Here is an 18825-nt window from a genome sequence, read left to right on the forward strand (position 1 = left end):
ACATTCCTATTTCATCACCATTATTAAAAAAATCAATGTGCCTCCAGCCAGTTTTTACCCACACCAATTCCTGTCTCAATTTTTACTTTCATCGGTATGGCATTTACCATGAAGTAATCCACTTTTTCTTTTAAATAATCAATTTCCGAAATGTGAGCATCAAATACCAATTCGTCATGCACTTGCAATATCATCTTTGATTTGAGCTTTTCAGCTTTCATAAAATCATGAATATTTATCATGGCCACTTTAATCATGTCTGCAGCAGAGCCTTGTATGGGAGCATTTATGGCATTTCTTTCCGCAAAACCTCGATTGGTTTGGTTTCTAGAATTGATATCTCTCAAATATCGCCTTCTGCCTAAAATAGTCTCTACGTATTCAGTTTCTCTGGCTTTATTTACACATTCATCCATAAAGGTCTTTACGTTTGGAAACTGTGTGAAATATGCATCAATGATGTCTTTTGCTTCGCCTCTTGGAATACCCAATCTTTGAGCTAAACCAAAAGCTGAAATTCCGTAGATTATACCAAAGTTCACCATTTTGGCTTTTCTACGCATGTCAGAATTTACCGCATCTAAAGCTACCCCAAATACTTTTGCAGCCGTAGTAGAGTGAATATCAATGCCCTGATTAAACGCTTCCACCATGCTAGCGTCCTCACTAAAGGCCGCCATTATACGCAATTCTATTTGCGAATAATCCGCAGAAAGTATCAAATGCTCTGTGTCACGAGGAATAAATGCCTTTCGGATTTCACGTCCTCTCTCCGTTCTGATAGGAATATTTTGCAAGTTAGGATTCGTCGAGCTTAAACGTCCTGTAGCCGTAACTGCCTGATTATATGAAGTGTGTATTCTTCCTGTTTTCTTAGAAATCAATTGTGGAAGTGCTTCTACATAGGTACTTTTAAGTTTGCTTAATTCTCTAAAATCCAATATTTTCTTTACGATTTGGTGCTCGGCTTCATAGTTGCTTAGGACGTCTTCGCCTGTAGCATATTGGCCTGTTGGCGTTTTCTTTGGCTTATCGTCAATTTTCATCTGCTCAAATAGAATCTCTCCCAGTTGCTTTGGCGACCCCACGTTGAACTCCATTCCAGCTATTTCGAAAATCTCCGATTGGGTTTTTACCAAATCCTTTTGAAGTGTGTCAGAAAGATCTTGAAGAGCTTGAACGTCTAATTTTACACCTTCACGCTCCATACTACTTAAAACACTCACCAGTGGCACTTCTACCTCATAAAGCAGCTTTTCTTGATTGGTTTTTTTGAGTTCTTTGTCTAAAATAGTTTTGAGTTGTAGCGTAATATCTGCGTCTTCAGCAGCATATTCTTTGATGGCTTCCAATGGAACATCCCGCATATTTCCTTGTTTTTTGCCTTTGGCTCCAATTAGCGTTTCTATACTTACAGGTTCATAATTAAGGTAATTCATCGCCAAGTAGTCCATGCCGTGTCTTTGTTCCGGTTCAACTATATAGTGAGCCAACATCGTATCATATAATTCTCCTTTGAGTTCTATGCCGTAATTGCTCAATATCGTTAAGTCGTACTTCAAATTTTGAGCAATTTTCATGATTTTCTCATTCTCAAAAACTCGCCTAAATTCTTCTAATACGGCTTTTGCTTCTTCAAATCGAGGTGGACAAGGTACATAATAAGCTTCTTTGGCTCTGTAAGCAAACGAAAGCCCAACGATTTCGGCATCTACTGCATCAACGTCTGTGGTTTCGGTATCGAAGCATATTTCGTCTTGAGCCATCAAATATTCTATCAATTCGGCTCTTTGCTCTTTGCCTTCTATCAAATAATAATCGTGAACAACTGAATTGATGGTGTCTTTTTCTTTCAGTTCTTTCGGTTCTTCTTCTTCCTCTGTGTTACCAAATAGTGAGATTTGGTTGGTTTCCACCTTTACTTTGGTTTTGGGCTCTGGTTTGTTGATGTCCTGATTGGTTCCATCAGATTTGATTAATCGAGTTTTTAAAGTTCTAAATTCCAATTCATCTAGTAAAGCCGAAAGTTCCTCTGTATTGGGCTCACACATTTTTAGGTCTTCTTCATCAAATTCTACTGGGACATTGATTTCTATTCGAGCCAAATGTTTCGACATTATTGCACTTTCTCTTCCTGCCCTAATTTTTTCACCTATTTTGTTTGAGATTTTTTCAACATTTTCTAAAATCCCTTCGATGGTATCATATTCTTGAAGCAATTTCACTGCGGTCTTTTCGCCTACTCCCGGTATTCCAGGTATATTATCTACTTTGTCGCCCATCAAACCTAGCATGTCTATCACCTGGTCTATTCGGCTGATTTCCCACTTAGCCAATATCTCAGGTATGCCCATAATTTCTATGCCATTGCCTAAAAATGCAGGTTTGTATAAGAATATGTGTTCATCAACCAACTGGCCATAGTCTTTATCTGGGGTGTACATAAACACATCAAATTCCTCTTTTGGAGCTTTCTTGGCCAAAGTTCCTATCACGTCATCTGCCTCAAAGCCATCTAATTCAATCAATGGGATATTCATAGCTTTTACCAGCCTTTTTACCAAAGGAATTGCTGTGGTGATGTCTTCAGGTTGAGCTTCTCTATTGGCCTTATATTCAGGGAAATCCACATGACGAAAGGTAGGGGCCTTCGTGTCAAAACAAACGGCAAAGTGTGTTGGTTTTTCTTTTTTTATAACCTCCAGCATGGTGTTTGTAAACCCAAAAACCGCACTTGTATTTACTCCAGTTGAAGTAATTCTAGGATTTTTGATAAATGCGAAATGGGCTCTGTAAATCAAAGCCATGGCATCGAGTAAAAACAATTTTTTAGAACGCATGAGAACTTTTTATGAGATAATGATTAAATTCGGCTTTAAATAAAAAATCAAAATACGGAAATTTTGAACAAGGATAAAATCTATTTTGCAATATTACTATTTTTTGTTGCAAAATTAAGCTTCGGACAAGCACCAGTCCGTCGAGAATTTCAGACAGGAAATACCACACAATTGATTTTGAGTGAAACAGCTTTGCCTAGCAAAAATTATGACTTCAGCACCTCTGATTTACAAGTGAAATGGCATTTGTTGATTTTAGATTTGATAGAACAAACGACAGGTTATACACCTTTGGTGGCCGCTCGTTCGCTTGCATATATTGACTTAGCAGCTTATGAATCTATTTTGCCAGCTTATTCAAAACGAGCATCACTTTCAGGCCAACTTCAAGGATTCGAAAAGCCCAGAGAGTTTGAAATAGATACGACAGATTTTATAAAAGAAATTGCCTTAAACAATGCTCTTTTTGCAACCGTTGACAAGTTCTTTGTAGCAGCTCCATATATTTGGATGGAACGTATAACCGCATTAAAAGATTCTGTGGATGCAAAATTTTCTGTAAATCAATCGAAATTGGCCATTATTAAGTCTAAAAATTACGGTGTTTCTGTTGCCGAAATGGTGATAAAATATGCAGATAAAGATGGCGGTAAAGATGCTTTATTTAGAAGCTATGATTTAAACTATCGACTGCCTTCTTGTGAGTCTTGCTTTGAAATAAACAGGGTAGCAGATTTGGAAAATACAGGCCCTTTGCATCCCAAATGGGGAAAAAACAGAACTTTTTTGGAAGAAAATCAAACTGATTTTGACATAAAGCCAGATTTCGAATATTCCAAATACAAGGATTCTCGATTTTACAAGGATGCCATGGAGGTTTACAATGCCTCAAAAGAGGTTATTGCAGGTTCCGATAAAATGAACATTGCCAACTTTTGGGATGATGCGGCTACTTTTACTTATACGGCTGTGGGACATTCGGTATCAATTTTAACCCAACTACTAAGAGCACATCCTGTTTCAATAGATTCTTCTGCAAAATTGTATGTTTCACTCACTTTGGGACTTAACGATGCCATGATAGCTGCTTGGAAGTCGAAATACAAACATAATTTGATTCGTCCTGGGGCATACATTAAAAAATATATTGATTCCAAATGGGAACCCGCCATACTTACTCCTCCCTTTCCTGAGTTCCCTTCGGGCCATTCGGTTCAGTCAGCTACTATGGCAACCATTTTAACCAAAATGCTGGGTGATAAGGTCAGTTTTACGGATTATTCCAAATATTGGGTAGGGGAGCCTAAAAAGTTCAACAGTTTTTGGGAGTCGGCCAACGAAACCAGTATTTCAAGGCTTTACGGCGGCATACATTTCAGAGAAGCTCTCACCAAAGGTCAAGAAATGGGCAAAAAAGTAGGGGAAAACGTATTGAAATTGAAGTTTGAGAAGGAGTAATTTTCCTGAAATACTTTTTTGTGCCTCGCTAATTTCTTTTCTCTCCTAATGCTTTTAAAATAGTTATAAAAAAGCTATTTTCGTATTCAAATCTATTTTCGCAAATTAGATTTGGATTTATTCAACCTATAAATACTTTTTGATGCTTTTTAAATGCCCAAAATATATCTTTGGATATGCTCTCTTTGTATTTTTTTTTACTACTAATCAGGCCTTAGCTCAAGAAATCGCCCAAGTAGAAGGCGGATTTGATTTTTTACAATTTATCGGTCGGTTTCATATCGTAATTGTACACTTTCCGATTGCTATATTGCTTCTGGCAAGTCTTCTAGAAATATTATCCTTCAAAAATTTCAATTCAAAATACCGGCCTGCCATAAATATATCCGTAATTATTGGTGGTATTTCGGCTATATTTTCCGCTATATTCGGCTATATTTTAGCACAAAATGAAGAAGTCACGGGTCAAACTTTGGATTTGCATCAGTGGGGCGGAATAGCTACCGCTGTTTTAAGTACTATAACCCCATTTATACTTTGGTTAATTCTGAAAAAAGGCCAATCCACTAAAATATCTCTTTACAGATGGTCTCTTTTCGCTGCTTCTTTGGGTGTAGTTTTTACGGGACACTTTGGAGGCTCTTTGACCCACGGAGATGATTATTTTAGTTTTTCTAATAATAAGGAGGCGACGCCAAAAAGTGGCTTTTTAACTTTAAATGCTGATTCAGATAGCCTTTCTAAAGAAAATCAAATAAAACTCATTGGTGAAGTGAGGGCGATTTTTGCCCATAATTGTTACAAATGTCATAGTTCTAACAAGCAAGAGGGCAAATTGCGGCTCGACCAAAAAGAATTCGTTTTTTCTGGTGGCAAACATGGAAAAATAATAGAGCCTGGCAATCCTGAAAAAAGCGAATTGTCACGAAGGATTTCTTTACCTCGAAATCACAAAGAAGCCATGCCAACGAAAGGTAAGGCCTTGAATGCTGATGAAATAGAATTGATAAATTTCTGGATAAAAAAAGGTGCTCCCTGGCCAGATGGTTCATTGCAACCCATGCTATTTAAGGTTGCCAAAATGGAACCCCGAAAACCCAATTTGCCAACCCCAACCGGCGATTTGAAAAATCCAATTGATTTGTGGGTGAATGAATATTTTAAACAAAACGAAATAGATTGGAAACCTAAAGTAAATGACCGTACTTTTTTGAGAAGGACATATTTGGATATTGTTGGACTTTTGCCCACCGCTTCCCAGATTATTGCTTTTGCCAAAGATCAAAATCCTGACAAAAGATCTGCTTTGATTAAGCAACTTTTAGCACAAGAGGAGGAATATACGCAACATTGGTTGACTTTTTGGAACGATGCACTCAGAAACGATTACACCGGTCCCGGATATATCACCAACGGAAGATTCAATATTACAGATTGGCTTTACACGTCTATAAAGCAAAATAAACCCTATGACCAGTTTGCAAAGGAATTGCTCTCGCCGAAAGAGCCTTCTAAAGGCTTTGTGGAGGGTATTCAATGGCGAGGAACCATCAATGCCAGTCAAAGGGTAGAAATGCAAGCCGCTCAGAATGTGGGACAGGTAATTTTGGGATTAAACCTTAAGTGTGCCTCGTGCCATGATAGTTTCATAAGCGACTGGAAATTAGAGGATGCCTATGCTTTTGCCAATATTTTTGCGGAGGAAAGATTGGAAATAAACCGCTGCGACAAACCAACTGGCAAATTTGCTGACACAAGACTGCTGTGGCAAAATTTGGGAAATATAGATTCTACAACTTCGAAGGCGAAAAAAATGGAACAAATGGCCAACCTTTTGGTGCAACCAGCAAATGGCCGAATATACAGAACAATCGTAAATCGTATCTGGAAGCAAATGATGGGAAGGGGAATTATAGAATCGCCTGACGAAATGGACAATGAGCCATGGTCGCAAGATTTGTTGGATTGGTTGGCCTCAGACTTCGCAGAAAAGAAATATGACATCAAAGAGCTGATTTATCTAATTGCAAGTTCGAAAATTTATCAAACAGCATCCGAAAGTGTAAAAAGCACCAATTTGCTTTATGACAATAATTATAGGTTCAAAGGAATGACTCGAAGAAGACTTTCAGCAGAACAGTTTTCTGATGCAGTCAGCCAAATCATAACGCCGATTTTTACTATAAAAGACATGAAATATTCGGGAACGAAGTCTAACCCTATTAAACCTGCATTTGCAAGGGCCTCTTTGGTGGCTAACAATGCTTTTTTGACCGCTTTGGGTAGGCCAAATAGGGAAGTCGTATCCACAAGCAGAGATAGCCAAGCCAGCCTTCTGCAAGCATTGGAGTTGACCAATGGAGAAAGATTAACGAATGTTTTGGCAAGAGGAGCGAAATATTGGAAGGCTCAGTTTAAAACTAGGGATGTAATTATTAGGGTTTTATTCAGTAAAGCATTGGGCAGGCTTCCTAACAAATCGGAAATGAAAGCCGCTCAATCTGCCATGGACGAAAATCCAAGTATTGAACAGATTCAAGACTTGTTTTGGGCAGTTTTGCTTTTACCTGAGTTTCAACTTATTTATTGACAAAAATGAATTCTTTTTCTTAGCGTCCTAGCGGTGAAAAAATATGAAAAATAACAGAAGAGATTTCCTTAAACAAAGTGCGGCCACTATCGCCACAATGGCTGTGGGTAGCCCAATTAGTCAATTGTTGACATCTTGTGGAGTAAAAAACACAGAGAATGCAACAGCAGACTCGGTAATTGTGCTTTTTATGGCAGGAGGAATGGCTCACACCGAAACTTTTGACCCAAAAAAGTATACGCCTTTCAGTAAAGGAATGAAATCTGACAGTGTTTTGAGTACTTTTAAGGCTGTTCCAACTGCATTAGATGGCGTTAGTTTTTCGGAAGGTTTGGAATCTATCGGTAAGGTTTTAAATAAAGGGACAGTAATTCGCTCTTATGTAGCTGCAGATTTGGGACATATTTTGCATACCCGACACCAATACAATTGGCATACTTGCTATGAGCCGCCTCAATCGGTTGTGGTGCCGCATTTGGGTTCTTGGATTGCCAAGGAATTAGGGCCAAAAAATGAAGTAATTCCTCCATTTATAAACATAGGTCAGAGGTTTGACGTCGGAGAAGGTGAAGAACTCAAAGCTTTTCACAGTGCAGGTTTTTTAGGAAGTGAATTCGGACCATTTATGATACCTGACCCCACAAAAGGACTCGATAGCGTGCGTCCGCCTGTGGGAATGTCACTCAAGCGATTCGAAAGTCGAAATCAATTATATGAAAAACTCGTGAATGAATCTGCCATGGGCGAGTTTGGGAGTGATTATCAAAAAGAATCCTTGAAACGCTCGATGGAACAGGCTTATATTTTACTTAATTCTCCTGAAGCCAAAGCATTTGATTTGAGCCAAGAACCCAAAGAAAAATATGATGTTTACAATACAGGAAAATTTGGCTTGGGTTGTTTAATGGCTAAGCGATTAGTAGACCAAGGAGCCAGATACATCACTGTAACTACTGAATATGTGCCATTCGAAGGTTGGGATACGCACGAAAATGGTCATACCAGATTGGTCGACATGAAAAAAATGATAGATGCTCCCATTGCTCAATTAATTAAAGATTTGGATGAAAGCGGTAGATTGGATAGAACTCTAGTGATTGTAGCGAGTGAATTTAGCCGAGATATGCTCATGGAAGGTCGACCTGACTTGCGTGTTTTGGATCAAGTAGAGCAACCCGATGTAATTGAAGATATCAAAAACTATGGTATGCACCGCCACTTTACTGATGGATGCTCCATGTTGATGTTTGGAGGTGGTATAAAAAAAGGAAGTGTTTTTGGCAAAACAGCCGATGAAAGACCCTGTAAAACGGTGGAAAAACCCATAAAAATAGCCGAAGTACACCAAACAATTTACCATGCTTTAGGAATAGCTCCCGACACCAATTATGAAATAGAAAAAAGACCCTTTTATACTACGCCAGACGGAAAAGGGAAAGTAGAGATGGATTTGTTGGAGAAAAAAGTTCAGGGTGTGTCGTAAAAATGTTTTTGTAAAAGAATATTTTTTCATTTCGAAATCATTTTAATCACCAATATTTTTGGTCTCCTTTTTCGGAAAATTATAGTTGCCTTTTTGGATGTGAATTTTCCGATTGAATATTTCTTAAGTTGTTGGCGATTTTCAAAAAGGATTTCTGACTTTGACTTGAAATTATGATTTATTTGCTTCTTCATCGTCTTCTCATCATAACTAAATGATAGTGATATATTATAATTAAAAGTTATATCATAATAAAATCTATCTATTTGTCTTATGTTTAGTTTCTGTTGATATTTGTATGAGTTTTTTGTAAAATATCACTTAAGTCATTTTTTTATCAAAATCAATGTGATTACTTAGTGTGTGTTTTAATAAATGCTCTGTTTTAATTTTAAAATAATTATTTAATAATGGAAAATTATACTTCCTCAGACTCTAATGGTGCAGGCAAATGCCCATTTAACCACGGTGCTGTAAATCAGAGTGCAGGTGGTGGTACCAGAAATCAAGACTGGTGGCCAAATCAATTGAATTTGGGCATACTTCGTCAGCATTCTTCATTATCTGATCCTATGGATCCAGGTTTTAATTATGCCGATGAATTCAAATCATTGGATTTTGCAGCATTGAAGCAAGAAATCTATGCCCTCATGACCAATTCACAAGATTGGTGGCCAGCAGATTACGGCCATTATGGTCCGTTTTTTATTCGTATGGCTTGGCACAGTGCAGGTACTTACCGTATTGCTGATGGCCGTGGAGGTGCAGGAGCTGGTGGACAGCGTTTCGCTCCACTAAATAGCTGGCCAGACAACGGCAACTTAGACAAAGCTCGTCAGTTATTGTGGCCAATCAAACAAAAATATGGTAGAAAAATCTCTTGGGCTGATTTGATGATATTGGCTGGAAACTGTGCTTTGGAATCTATGGGCTTCAAAACTTTTGGTTTTGGTGGAGGCCGTGCGGATGTTTGGGAGCCAGAAGAAGATATTTATTGGGGTTCGGAAGGTGAATGGTTGGCTGACAAGCGTTACTCTGGTGATCGTGAATTGGAAAATCCATTGGCAGCAGTTCAAATGGGACTTATTTATGTAAATCCTGAAGGTCCTAACGGAAACCCAGACCCAATTGCTGCGGCAAAAGATATTCGTGAAACTTTTGGTCGTATGGCGATGAACGACGAAGAAACAGTGGCTTTGATAGCCGGTGGTCATACATTTGGTAAAGCTCACGGTGCAGCAGATCCAGGTCAATATGTAGGTGCTGAGCCAGCTGGTGCAGCTATAGAAGAGCAAGGTTTGGGTTGGAAAAACTCATTCGGAACTGGAAATGGCGAATATACCATAACGAGCGGATTAGAAGGAGCTTGGACAAGCAGTCCAACCAAATGGGATAATAATTACTTCTGGAACCTTTTTGCATTTGATTGGGAACTTACAAAGAGCCCTGCAGGAGCACACCAATGGATACCAAAGCACGGAATGGCTGCTGATACAGTTCCTGATGCTCACAATCCAGAAAAACGTCATGCTCCTATCATGTTTACAACGGATATGTCGTTAAAATTGGATCCTATTTATGGACCTATTTCAAAGCGTTTTCATGACAATCCAGACCAGTTTGCCGATGCTTTTGCTCGTGCATGGTTTAAATTAACACACCGTGATATGGGCCCAAAGGTGCGTTATGTTGGGCCTGAAGTTCCAGCTGAAGACTTAATTTGGCAAGATCCAGTACCAGCGGTTACGCATAAACTAATCGACGATGCTGATGTGGCTGCTTTGAAAGGTAAAATATTGGCTTCGGGACTTTCTGTTTCAGAATTGGTTTCAACCGCTTGGGCTTCGGCATCCACTTTCCGTGGGTCTGACAAACGTGGTGGTGCCAATGGTGCTCGTGTCCGCTTGGCTCCTCAGAAATATTGGGCAGTGAATAATCCTGTTCAGTTGTCGAAAGTTTTGGATGTTTTAGAAGGTATTCAAGCTGAATTTAATGCAACGACTCCCGATGGAAAGGCAGTTTCAATAGCAGATTTGATTGTTTTAGGTGGTTCAGCTGCTATAGAGCAAGCTGCCAAAAATGCAGGTCAGGAAATCATTGTTCCATTTACTGCTGGTAGAACAGATGCTTCACAAGAACAAACTGACGTTGAATCATTTGGTGTTTTGGAGCCTTTGGCTGATGGATTTAGAAATTACAGAAAAGGATTTTATACTACCCCTGAAGAGAAAATGTTGTTAGACAAAGCTCAATTGTTGACTTTGACAGCACCAGAAATGACAGTTTTGGTAGGTGGTATGCGTGTTTTGGATACCAATTTTGATAAATCCAAGCATGGGGTATTCACAAACACACCTGAGGCATTGACCAACGATTTCTTTGTAAACCTGTTGGATATCAGTACTTCATGGAAAGCTACCTCTGCTCATGCAGATATGTTTGAAGGCCGCAACCGCACCACTGGAGAATTGGTAGGCTCAGCGACTCGTGCTGATCTTATCTTTGGCTCAAACTCTGAGTTAAGAGCTATCGCGGAGGTTTATGGTTGTTCAGATTCGCAATCGAAATTCTTGAAGGATTTTGTTGCTGCTTGGACCAAAGTCATGAACTTGGATAGATTTGATTTAGTATAAATTTTAAGATTTATATGTTTCATTAGGTGGCTTGATTTTCAGGCCACCTTTTTTTGTTTTAAGTAAATAGTATTCAGTTTGATTTTTGGATTTGATTGGAAAATTTAGATGTTTCATTTGAAGGAAATTTGAGGTGTTAAACTATTAAATTTTCCTTAAATTTTCAGTTAATAAGTTTAAGTATTTCAGATATTGCATTAAATAATAGAAGATTATAATTTATTGATTTTCAGTAAATTGTATTATATTTACGTAACATTAAAAATAGCTTAAAAGCCATCGTCAATTACTTCTCGATATTTTGCAGCGTGTTTTTCTTCATCTTTAGTGCTTAGATTTGCGTAAATATTTTTTCAAAACAGCAAGAAAAAATCCGAGTTAACCCACGAGATTGTTTTTTTGAAAACGGAAAGGTATTTACCCTAAAAGTAGCTTTTTATTTAAATCATTCAAACAAATTAAAATCATGAAAAAACTATTTTTGTTAATACCTGCGTTTGTAGTTGCGGCAAGTTGTACAAGTCCGAAATCTGAAGTAAATACCCCAGCAGTAGAGAATGCTGCGGTAGAAACTGTTGTGGATTCTACAAGTATCAAAGAATCAGAGAAAGTTGCAGATTCAAAAACTACGGAAGATGAGAATAAAGGTGCGGCAGTATCATCTGGAACTACTAACACCACAAATACAAGTTCTGTAGAATCAAAGCCAGCAAAAAAGAAGTGGTCGAATAAGAAAAAAGGTGCCATTATTGGTGCTACTTCAGGAGCAGTAGTTGGTGCAGTTGTTTCGAAAAAAAGAGTTAAAGGTGCAGTGATTGGAGGAGCAGTTGGTGCTGGAGTAGGATTAGGTGCTGGTGCTATTTTGGACAAAAAAGAGAACTAAAATAGTGTAATATTATTTTCATTATTATGTAAAAAGGCTCTTTGGAACATTTTCGAAGAGCCTTTTTTAGTCTTTCAATCCGGCAAAATCTTCACCATAATATCTTTTACAAACACTTTACTTTTTGGATCGTGTGCTTGAATGGCAAACGTTCCACTGCTTAGTTTTCTGCCTTTGGATTGGTCAATATTATCAGGTTCGGTATAATCTACCACCACTTGGTCGTTAATTTTGGTGATGATGCGTTTGCCCTGAACTAGGATGGTTTCGGTGTACCACTCATTGTCTTTTACATAAGTTTCTTTTACATCTTTGATGTCATATAGGCTTGCGGTACGCTTCCAATCGGTATGTGAATTGTTTACTTGAACTTCATAACCTTTTGATGGCCAACTCTTTTCTTGATATTTGGTATGGAAATACAGCCCGGAATTTGAGCCTGGCATAGTCATTACTTTGGCCTTAAATTCAAAATTTTTGAAATCATGGTTTCCCACTGAGCCATCATAAAACAAATGCCCAACGGGTCCATTTACCACGATTGCACCATCTTCTACTTTAAATGACGCAGCATTTTCTCCAACTTTCCAGCCATTTAAGGTTTTTCCATCAAATAGCGAGACCCATTTAGGTTTTTTTGCCAGAAAGCCCATAGAAACTGTTAGTAGGACGGCCAATGTGGCCATTGAGATAGTTTTTTTCATTTTTGTATTTTTTTGGTTGAAATAAATTTGAAGGTAATATACTTAAATAGACTATTTGATGATTGAAATTTTAAATATATAAATTCAATGATGGATAATCTTGACAATAATATAAAGAACTGTTCGAGAAACCATACTTTTACTTGGTAAGAAAACTAATTTCTTTTCATTACACTATTATAATATTCTTTTAAAGTATTTTGCTTCATATAACCACCATCAAGTACATTTTTAGCGGAAGCATTTACATCTGACCAACTCAATGTAGATTGTGGTTTGATGCCTAAAACATTTTGATATAAATAATTTACTTGAATGGGTAGGATTCTGCTAGGTAAACTACTCCCAAACTCACCCACGTATCCAATGGGAGATGAAAAGAGCACTCTCCAATTGATATTTTTTAAAGATAATTTTTGAAATTGGTCGGAATCGTCGACCAAAATAGGTGGGATCAGCTCCGCTGAATGACTCAACATCCGCATTAATCCACCTAACATCAATAATGCTTTTGAAATTAAAACCGCGTTTTCTTTCCCTAAATATTGAATTGTTGAATAAGAAAGCCCAAAGGTTATTAAACTGGTCAAAATAAAAAACAAGCCAAATTTTTTATCCCCAATGTAGTAGGACTGTAAAAATATAACCGAAAAAGCAAGCAGAACGAAACTCCAGTGCCAGCTTTGAAATATAATAAACCACAATACCACTTCAATGATGATAGTAGAATGGGTAAGTTTGGTCAACCAGGTGGTATGCAAAAGAGCATAACCAATTGATTGATAGTCGAGATCTACATTTGTTTGAGGCTTAAAAACGTTGTGTAAGGGTAAGTACTTGCCAACTATACGGTCTGGTATTGTATTACAAATGATATAAAGAACAATCATGGCAGTAATGGTATAAATCCAAATTTGGTTTATCAAGGGCTCGTAATTTGAAAGCCAGTCAAATATTTCCATAAGTTTGAAGTTTATTTTAGTTTTAGGGCCGAATTTTTAGAATCTGAGAGCTTCTCATGGGTATTTACTCCTCCATTTTTAAAAAAATTTATGATGCTTTCGAATTGTTTTATAAGGTATTGGGGCATTACCATGTTCATGAAAGTAGCTGGGAAGCTTCCACCTTGATTTTCTCTATCTATCAAAACCAATTGACTACTTCCATCTTTATTGGCTTCAAAAAGATGCCCTCCCCACCAATCTATCCTTTTAAAATCTTTTGGAACCGGCATTTCATCAAGAATGATGGATTTAAAACTTGTTTGCCAAGTAGTTTCATCAATTTTTCTAGACCATTGAATATAAAGTAGGTCGCGTTTGGAAATAAACGGAATGCCTGGATTAAATTGTTGATAGATAATCTGTACATTTTCTTCAAGTTCTTTAACCAAAAAACCTCCAGTATATTCAGCAGTCCAGTAATGATGATAGTCAATCATTTTATTGACAAAAACGTCATGCACTTCAGAATGGGCTGCTTTAATTTTCGGAATTCTCCACCTAAAAAGGTCATTTTTATCATCTGGAAAGGATCTTTGCCAAATATTTATTCCATTTTTCTGGGTTCTTTCCCTCCAACCTTCGTCAGATTGCATCAGTGATAAGTCTTGGTCCAACCACTTTTCTTTATTTAACTCCCAATCCTGAAGGGTAATCATTATATTTTTTTTATTTATGAATAAAAATGCAGGATAACAACATATTCTAAAAGAAATATATTTTAGTTCAAAAAGCAAATTTTGCTATTATAATCTTCTGATTTTTTGGAATATAGCTAATTTCAATTTGCCAACTCATTTAAGTTCTTTACAATTTTGAAAAGGCGAGGGAATGGTGGAAAATGATTAATTTATGACAACTCCTTTTTCCATATCTTAACCAATTTGCATTACTTTATAACCCAAAATTTCTAGGATTTTCTATTTGAAAATTATTCCTTATTTTTTTCGATTTCACATAAAATCGTTGCATATGGGGAAAGCTTTTTAGCCAATTTTTTGGTAGCAATAATTATAATGGTAAGGTCGTTTTCTTTATTAGAAAATATTAAATTCGGAACTTTTTTTTACAAATACAAATCAACAATTTATCCTAATTCAGAAGTATTCTTAAAATAAAAGGATGGTGGAAAAGGGCATTATAAACATTCAAAACTCGATGGCCTTGGGCCGATAAATACTGAATTGCGTGTTTTCTTGCCTTTCCTGAACTCCTTTGAACACTAATCGCATAGTTTATTTTATCTAAAAGTATTATTTAGAAAGAATAATTATCAGTTTCAATTTTTTTAAATAAAAATAAAGCCCCAGTCACTTAGGGCTTTTGTAAATATAATTTGTGAAATCAGTCAGATCTGTGTCATCCCTGTCCCAAAACACGCACCTCTTCAATAATTCAAAGCAGGACTCAACCATCTTTCAGCTTCTTCAATCGCTATTCCTCGTTTTTTGGTATAGTCTTCTACTTGGTCTTTTTCTATTTTTCCTAGTCCAAAATACTTGGATTGTGGGTGAGAATAGTAGAAACCACTAACAGCTGAGGCTGGCCACATCGCTAAGCTTTCAGTCAAGGTTACTCCAATGGCGTTTTCTACGTCCAAAAGTTTGAATAAATCGTTTTTCAAGGTATGGTCAGGGCACGCAGGATAACCTGGTGCTGGCCTGATGCCTTGGTATTTTTCCTTTATAATTTCCTCATTGTTAAGGGTTTCTGCATTGGCATAGCCCCAAAGGTCAGTCCTGACTTTTTTATGTAAAAGCTCTGTGAAGGCTTCTGCAAATCTATCGGCCAAGACTTTGAGCATAATTGAATTGTAATCATCATGATTGGCTTCAAAAGCTTTAGCACGTTCGTCTGCTCCAAAAATTCCTACTGCAAATCCACCAAAATAGTCAGTTTTGCCTGCCGAAACAGGAGCTATAAAGTCTGCCAGCGAGATATTAGGTATGCCATCACCTTTTTTGCCTTGTTGTCTAAGATGTTGGAATTTCGCCAAGGTTTTCTCGGTGTCAACAGTATAAACCGTATGATCATGAGCCAAATTTGAACAAGAACTGGTGTGTCCTTCGTCGTTTTTCTCAAATCCATAAATGATTTGCGTGTCGTCATTTTCAACATTGCTCGGCCAAAAACCTACTACGCCGTTAGCAGTCAGCCATTTTTCAGAAATAATTTGTTTCAGCATTACTTGAGCATCGTCGTAAAGTTTTTGTGCCTCTACGCCGACAACCGTATCGCTTAAGATTTTTGGATAATGTCCATGCAGATCCCACGATTGGAAGAAAGGTGTCCAGTCGATAAATTCAGCTATTTCTTTCAAACTATATTTCTCAAAAGTTTTTATGCCTAAAAACTTCGGTTTTGTGATTTGCGTAGCTTCCCAGTCTATTTTCAACTTATTCTGGCGTGCCTCCGAAATTCTGATATAAGCTTTTGCCGTTTGGCGACTTTCATAATCAACTCTAAAACGTTGATAGTCAGCTTTAACTTCTTGGACATAATTTTCTGAAAGTTCTTTGCTCAATAAATTACTCACCACGGGTACCGACTTAGAGGCATCCAAAACATGAACAACTGGCCCAGAGTAAAAAGGATCTATTTTGACAGCAGTATGAACTCTTGAAGTCGTAGCTCCACCAATTAAAAGCGGCATTTTCATGCCTCTTTTTTCCATTTCTTTAGCCATATACACCATTTCGTCGAGCGAAGGCGTAATCAATCCACTCAAACCGATGGCATCCACATGGTGTTCAATGGCCGCAGCTAAGATTTTTTCTGCCGGCACCATTACCCCGATGTCTATGATTTCGTAGTTATTACAAGCTAAAACTACACCTACAATATTTTTTCCGATATCGTGAACGTCGCCCTTCACGGTTGCGAGTAATACTTTGCCATTGTTAGTACTCAAATCACCACTTTTCAGTTTTTCCGCTTCCAGAGCAGGTAGGAGGTAGGCAACCGCCTTTTTCATTACCCTAGCGGATTTTACTACTTGTGGCAAGAACATTTTTCCAGAGCCAAAAAGGTCACCCACTACGTTCATACCATCCATCAATGGGCCTTCAATTATGTGCAATGGTACAGGATATTTATCCAAAGACTCCTGCATATCCTCGTCGATAAATTCTATAATTCCTTTCACCAAAGCGTGTTCAATCCGCTTTTCGAGTGGATAGCTTCTCCACTCTTGGGCTACGGTTTCGGTTTCTTTACTGCTACCTTTTAGGCTTTCAGCTATGTCTAACAATCGTTCGGTTGCGTCTTCTTTTCTATTCAAAAGTACGTCTTCAACTGCTTCCAAAAGGTCTTTCGGAATGTCGTCGTACACTTCTAGCATACTCGGATTTACGATCCCCATGTCCATTCCTGCCTGTGTGGCATGGTACAAAAATGCCGAATGAATGGCTTCACGCACTTTGTCGTTTCCTCTAAATGAGAACGACACATTACTCACACCTCCACTCACATGGGCGTATGGCAAGTTTTCTTTCACCCATTTTGTACCTTCAAAAAACGATATAGCATTGATTTTGTGTTCTTCTATACCTGTGGCTACTGGGAATATATTCAAGTCAAAAATGATGTCTTGTGGTGGAAACTTAACTTTATTCACCAAGACATCATAAGAACGCTTAGCAATTTCTATTCTTCTGGCCGTAGTGTCCGCTTGACCATCTTCATCAAAAGCCATCACGATAACTGCCGCACCAAATTTCCTCACAATATTTGCTTGGCGAATAAATTCTTCCTCTCCAGCTTTTAGAGATATGGAATTTACAACGCCTTTTCCCTGCACACATTTTAAACCAGCTTCAATGATTTCCCATTTCGAAGAGTCAACCATAATTGGAACCTTCGAAATTTCAGGTTCAGAGGCTATTAAATTCAAGAACGTTGTCATTGACTCAATTCCATCTAACATACCTTCGTCCATGTTGATGTCAATCACGTTTGCTCCCCCTTCTACCTGGTCTTGTGCAACAGAAAGGGCTTCTTCAAACTGACGATTTTTAATTAAACGCAAGAATTTCTTCGAACCCGTTACGTTGGTTCTTTCCCCTACATTTACAAAACCTAATTCCTTTGTCAAAGTCATCGGTTCCAGACCGCTCAATCTTAGTTGTGGTTCGATAGTTTTGGGTTGCCTAGGAGCAAATTCACTGGCAATTTTGGCAAATTCTCTGATGTGGTCAGGTGTTGTACCGCAGCACCCACCTAAAATATTTATATAGCCTTCCTCCAAAAACTCACGAACTTGCTCGGCCATATAGGCAGGAGATTCGTCATATTGTCCCATTTCGTTGGGTAAACCTGCATTTGGATAAACACTCACCATACAATCAGCCACTCTCGAAAGTTCAGCCAAATATGGTTTCATGGCTCTCGCTCCCAAGGCACAATTGAGGCCGATTGACATCAGATTTCCGTGAGATACCGAGTTGTAAAATGCCTCTGAAGTTTGGCCAGTAAGTGTTCTTCCTGATTGATCGGTAATAGTCCCTGACACCATTATCGGCATTTCGAAAGATGGATCTTTTTCTTTTCTTTCATCAATAACTTCTGTGGCAGCATAAATGGCAGCCTTGCAGTTGAGTGTATCGGTTACGGTTTCTATCAAAAGCAAATCTACACCACCGTCAATTAAGGCATTTACTTGCTCTTTGAAAGCTACCAAAAGTTCGTCAAAAGTGATGGCTCTAAATCCAGGATTGTTTACATCAGGCGAAAGCGAGGCCATTTTGGTGGTTGGTCCCATTGAGCCTGCCACAAATCTTGGTTTAGCTGGATTGGCTTTGATATATTCGTCAGCTGCAATGCGAGCTAACTTGGCTCCTTCATAGTTGATTTCATATACCAAATCTTCCATGTGGTAGTCGGCCATGGCAACGGTTGTTCCACTGAATGTATTGGTTTCTAGTATGTCTGCCCCAGCGTTTAAGTATTCTTTGTGAATAGCCAAAATGACATCTGGACGAGTAATAGAGAGCAAATCGTTGTTACCTTTTATGTCGTGCGGAAAGTCCTTGAATCGCTCGCCTCTATAATCTGCGTCGTCTAATTTATATCTTTGAATCATGGTACCCATTGCACCATCTAAAACCAATATCCTATCTTTTAAAACTTCAGTTATCTTAATCATGTAGCCTTTCTCTAAATTTTTGTTCAAAATTAATAAATAAAAGATAAAAAAATAAGTGATATTGTATAAATATAGATAAATTATCTATAA

Annotated in this window: 10 protein-coding genes; 5 read left to right on the plus strand and 5 right to left on the minus strand. The window is 37.9% G+C overall.

Annotation, left to right across the window (positions count from 1 at the left end):
* Positions 1-32: 32 nt before the first annotated feature.
* Positions 33-2840 (minus strand): DNA polymerase I, encoded by a 2808-nt coding sequence (gene polA / locus EGI24_RS19750; RefSeq protein ID WP_255050329.1) that lies wholly within the window; start codon positions 2838-2840, stop codon positions 33-35.
* A gap of 63 nt (positions 2841-2903) precedes the next feature.
* Between polA and EGI24_RS19755 the strand changes: the two genes are divergently transcribed.
* The 5 genes from EGI24_RS19755 to EGI24_RS19775 all read left to right on the plus strand — a co-directional run bounded on the left by EGI24_RS19755 (position 2904) and on the right by EGI24_RS19775 (position 11887).
* On the plus strand, positions 2904-4298 hold the full coding sequence (locus EGI24_RS19755) for a vanadium-dependent haloperoxidase (protein ID WP_255050330.1): 1395 nt from the start codon (positions 2904-2906) through the stop codon (positions 4296-4298).
* Positions 4299-4440: 142 nt separating this feature from the next.
* The gene (locus tag EGI24_RS19760; protein ID WP_255050331.1) at positions 4441-6888 is read left to right on the plus strand and encodes a PSD1 and planctomycete cytochrome C domain-containing protein; all 2448 of its coding nucleotides are present in this window, start codon (positions 4441-4443) and stop codon (positions 6886-6888) included.
* Between the two features lie 43 nt (positions 6889-6931).
* Positions 6932-8371 carry a DUF1501 domain-containing protein gene (locus EGI24_RS19765; protein ID WP_255050333.1) on the plus strand — a complete coding sequence of 480 codons (1440 nt, stop codon included), beginning with the start codon at positions 6932-6934 and terminating at the stop codon, positions 8369-8371.
* Positions 8372-8781: 410 nt separating this feature from the next.
* On the plus strand, positions 8782-11004 hold the full coding sequence (katG, locus tag EGI24_RS19770; RefSeq protein ID WP_255050335.1) for a catalase/peroxidase HPI: 2223 nt from the start codon (positions 8782-8784) through the stop codon (positions 11002-11004).
* A gap of 466 nt (positions 11005-11470) precedes the next feature.
* On the plus strand, positions 11471-11887 hold the full coding sequence (locus EGI24_RS19775; RefSeq protein ID WP_255050336.1) for a YMGG-like glycine zipper-containing protein: 417 nt from the start codon (positions 11471-11473) through the stop codon (positions 11885-11887).
* 74 nt (positions 11888-11961) lie between these two features.
* Here EGI24_RS19775 and EGI24_RS19780 read toward each other — a convergent pair whose 3' ends face one another.
* The 4 genes from EGI24_RS19780 to metH form a co-directional block, all read right to left on the minus strand.
* Complete coding sequence (locus tag EGI24_RS19780) at positions 11962-12591, minus strand: DUF1080 domain-containing protein (protein WP_255050337.1); 630 nt, start codon at positions 12589-12591, stop codon at positions 11962-11964.
* 155 nt (positions 12592-12746) lie between these two features.
* Complete coding sequence (locus EGI24_RS19785) at positions 12747-13553, minus strand: hypothetical protein (protein ID WP_255050338.1); 807 nt, start codon at positions 13551-13553, stop codon at positions 12747-12749.
* Between the two features lie 11 nt (positions 13554-13564).
* Positions 13565-14251 (minus strand): hypothetical protein, encoded by a 687-nt coding sequence (locus EGI24_RS19790; RefSeq protein ID WP_255050339.1) that lies wholly within the window; start codon positions 14249-14251, stop codon positions 13565-13567.
* A gap of 728 nt (positions 14252-14979) precedes the next feature.
* A complete protein-coding gene (gene metH / locus EGI24_RS19795) occupies positions 14980-18735 on the minus strand; it encodes a methionine synthase (protein ID WP_255050379.1) in 3756 nt (1251 codons plus the stop codon).
* Positions 18736-18825: the final 90 nt, after the last annotated feature.

It is taken from the genome of Lacihabitans sp. CS3-21 (genome assembly GCF_024343675.1).
In the GTDB taxonomy this organism is placed as follows: domain Bacteria; phylum Bacteroidota; class Bacteroidia; order Cytophagales; family Spirosomataceae; genus Leadbetterella.

Bases quoted from the DNA above. Each gene is read 5' to 3' on its own strand.
- polA (WP_255050329.1), bottom strand. From the start codon at position 2,840: ATGCGTTCTAAAAAATTGTTTTTACTCGATGCCATGGCTTTGATTTAC.
- EGI24_RS19760 (WP_255050331.1), top strand. From the start codon at position 4,441: ATGCTTTTTAAATGCCCAAAATATATCTTTGGATATGCTCTCTTTGTA.
- EGI24_RS19765 (WP_255050333.1), top strand. From the start codon at position 6,932: ATGAAAAATAACAGAAGAGATTTCCTTAAACAAAGTGCGGCCACTATC.
- katG (WP_255050335.1), top strand. From the start codon at position 8,782: ATGGAAAATTATACTTCCTCAGACTCTAATGGTGCAGGCAAATGCCCA.
- EGI24_RS19775 (WP_255050336.1), top strand. From the start codon at position 11,471: ATGAAAAAACTATTTTTGTTAATACCTGCGTTTGTAGTTGCGGCAAGT.
- EGI24_RS19780 (WP_255050337.1), bottom strand. From the start codon at position 12,591: ATGAAAAAAACTATCTCAATGGCCACATTGGCCGTCCTACTAACAGTT.
- EGI24_RS19785 (WP_255050338.1), bottom strand. From the start codon at position 13,553: ATGGAAATATTTGACTGGCTTTCAAATTACGAGCCCTTGATAAACCAA.
- EGI24_RS19790 (WP_255050339.1), bottom strand. From the start codon at position 14,251: ATGATTACCCTTCAGGATTGGGAGTTAAATAAAGAAAAGTGGTTGGAC.
- metH (WP_255050379.1), bottom strand. From the start codon at position 18,735: ATGATTAAGATAACTGAAGTTTTAAAAGATAGGATATTGGTTTTAGAT.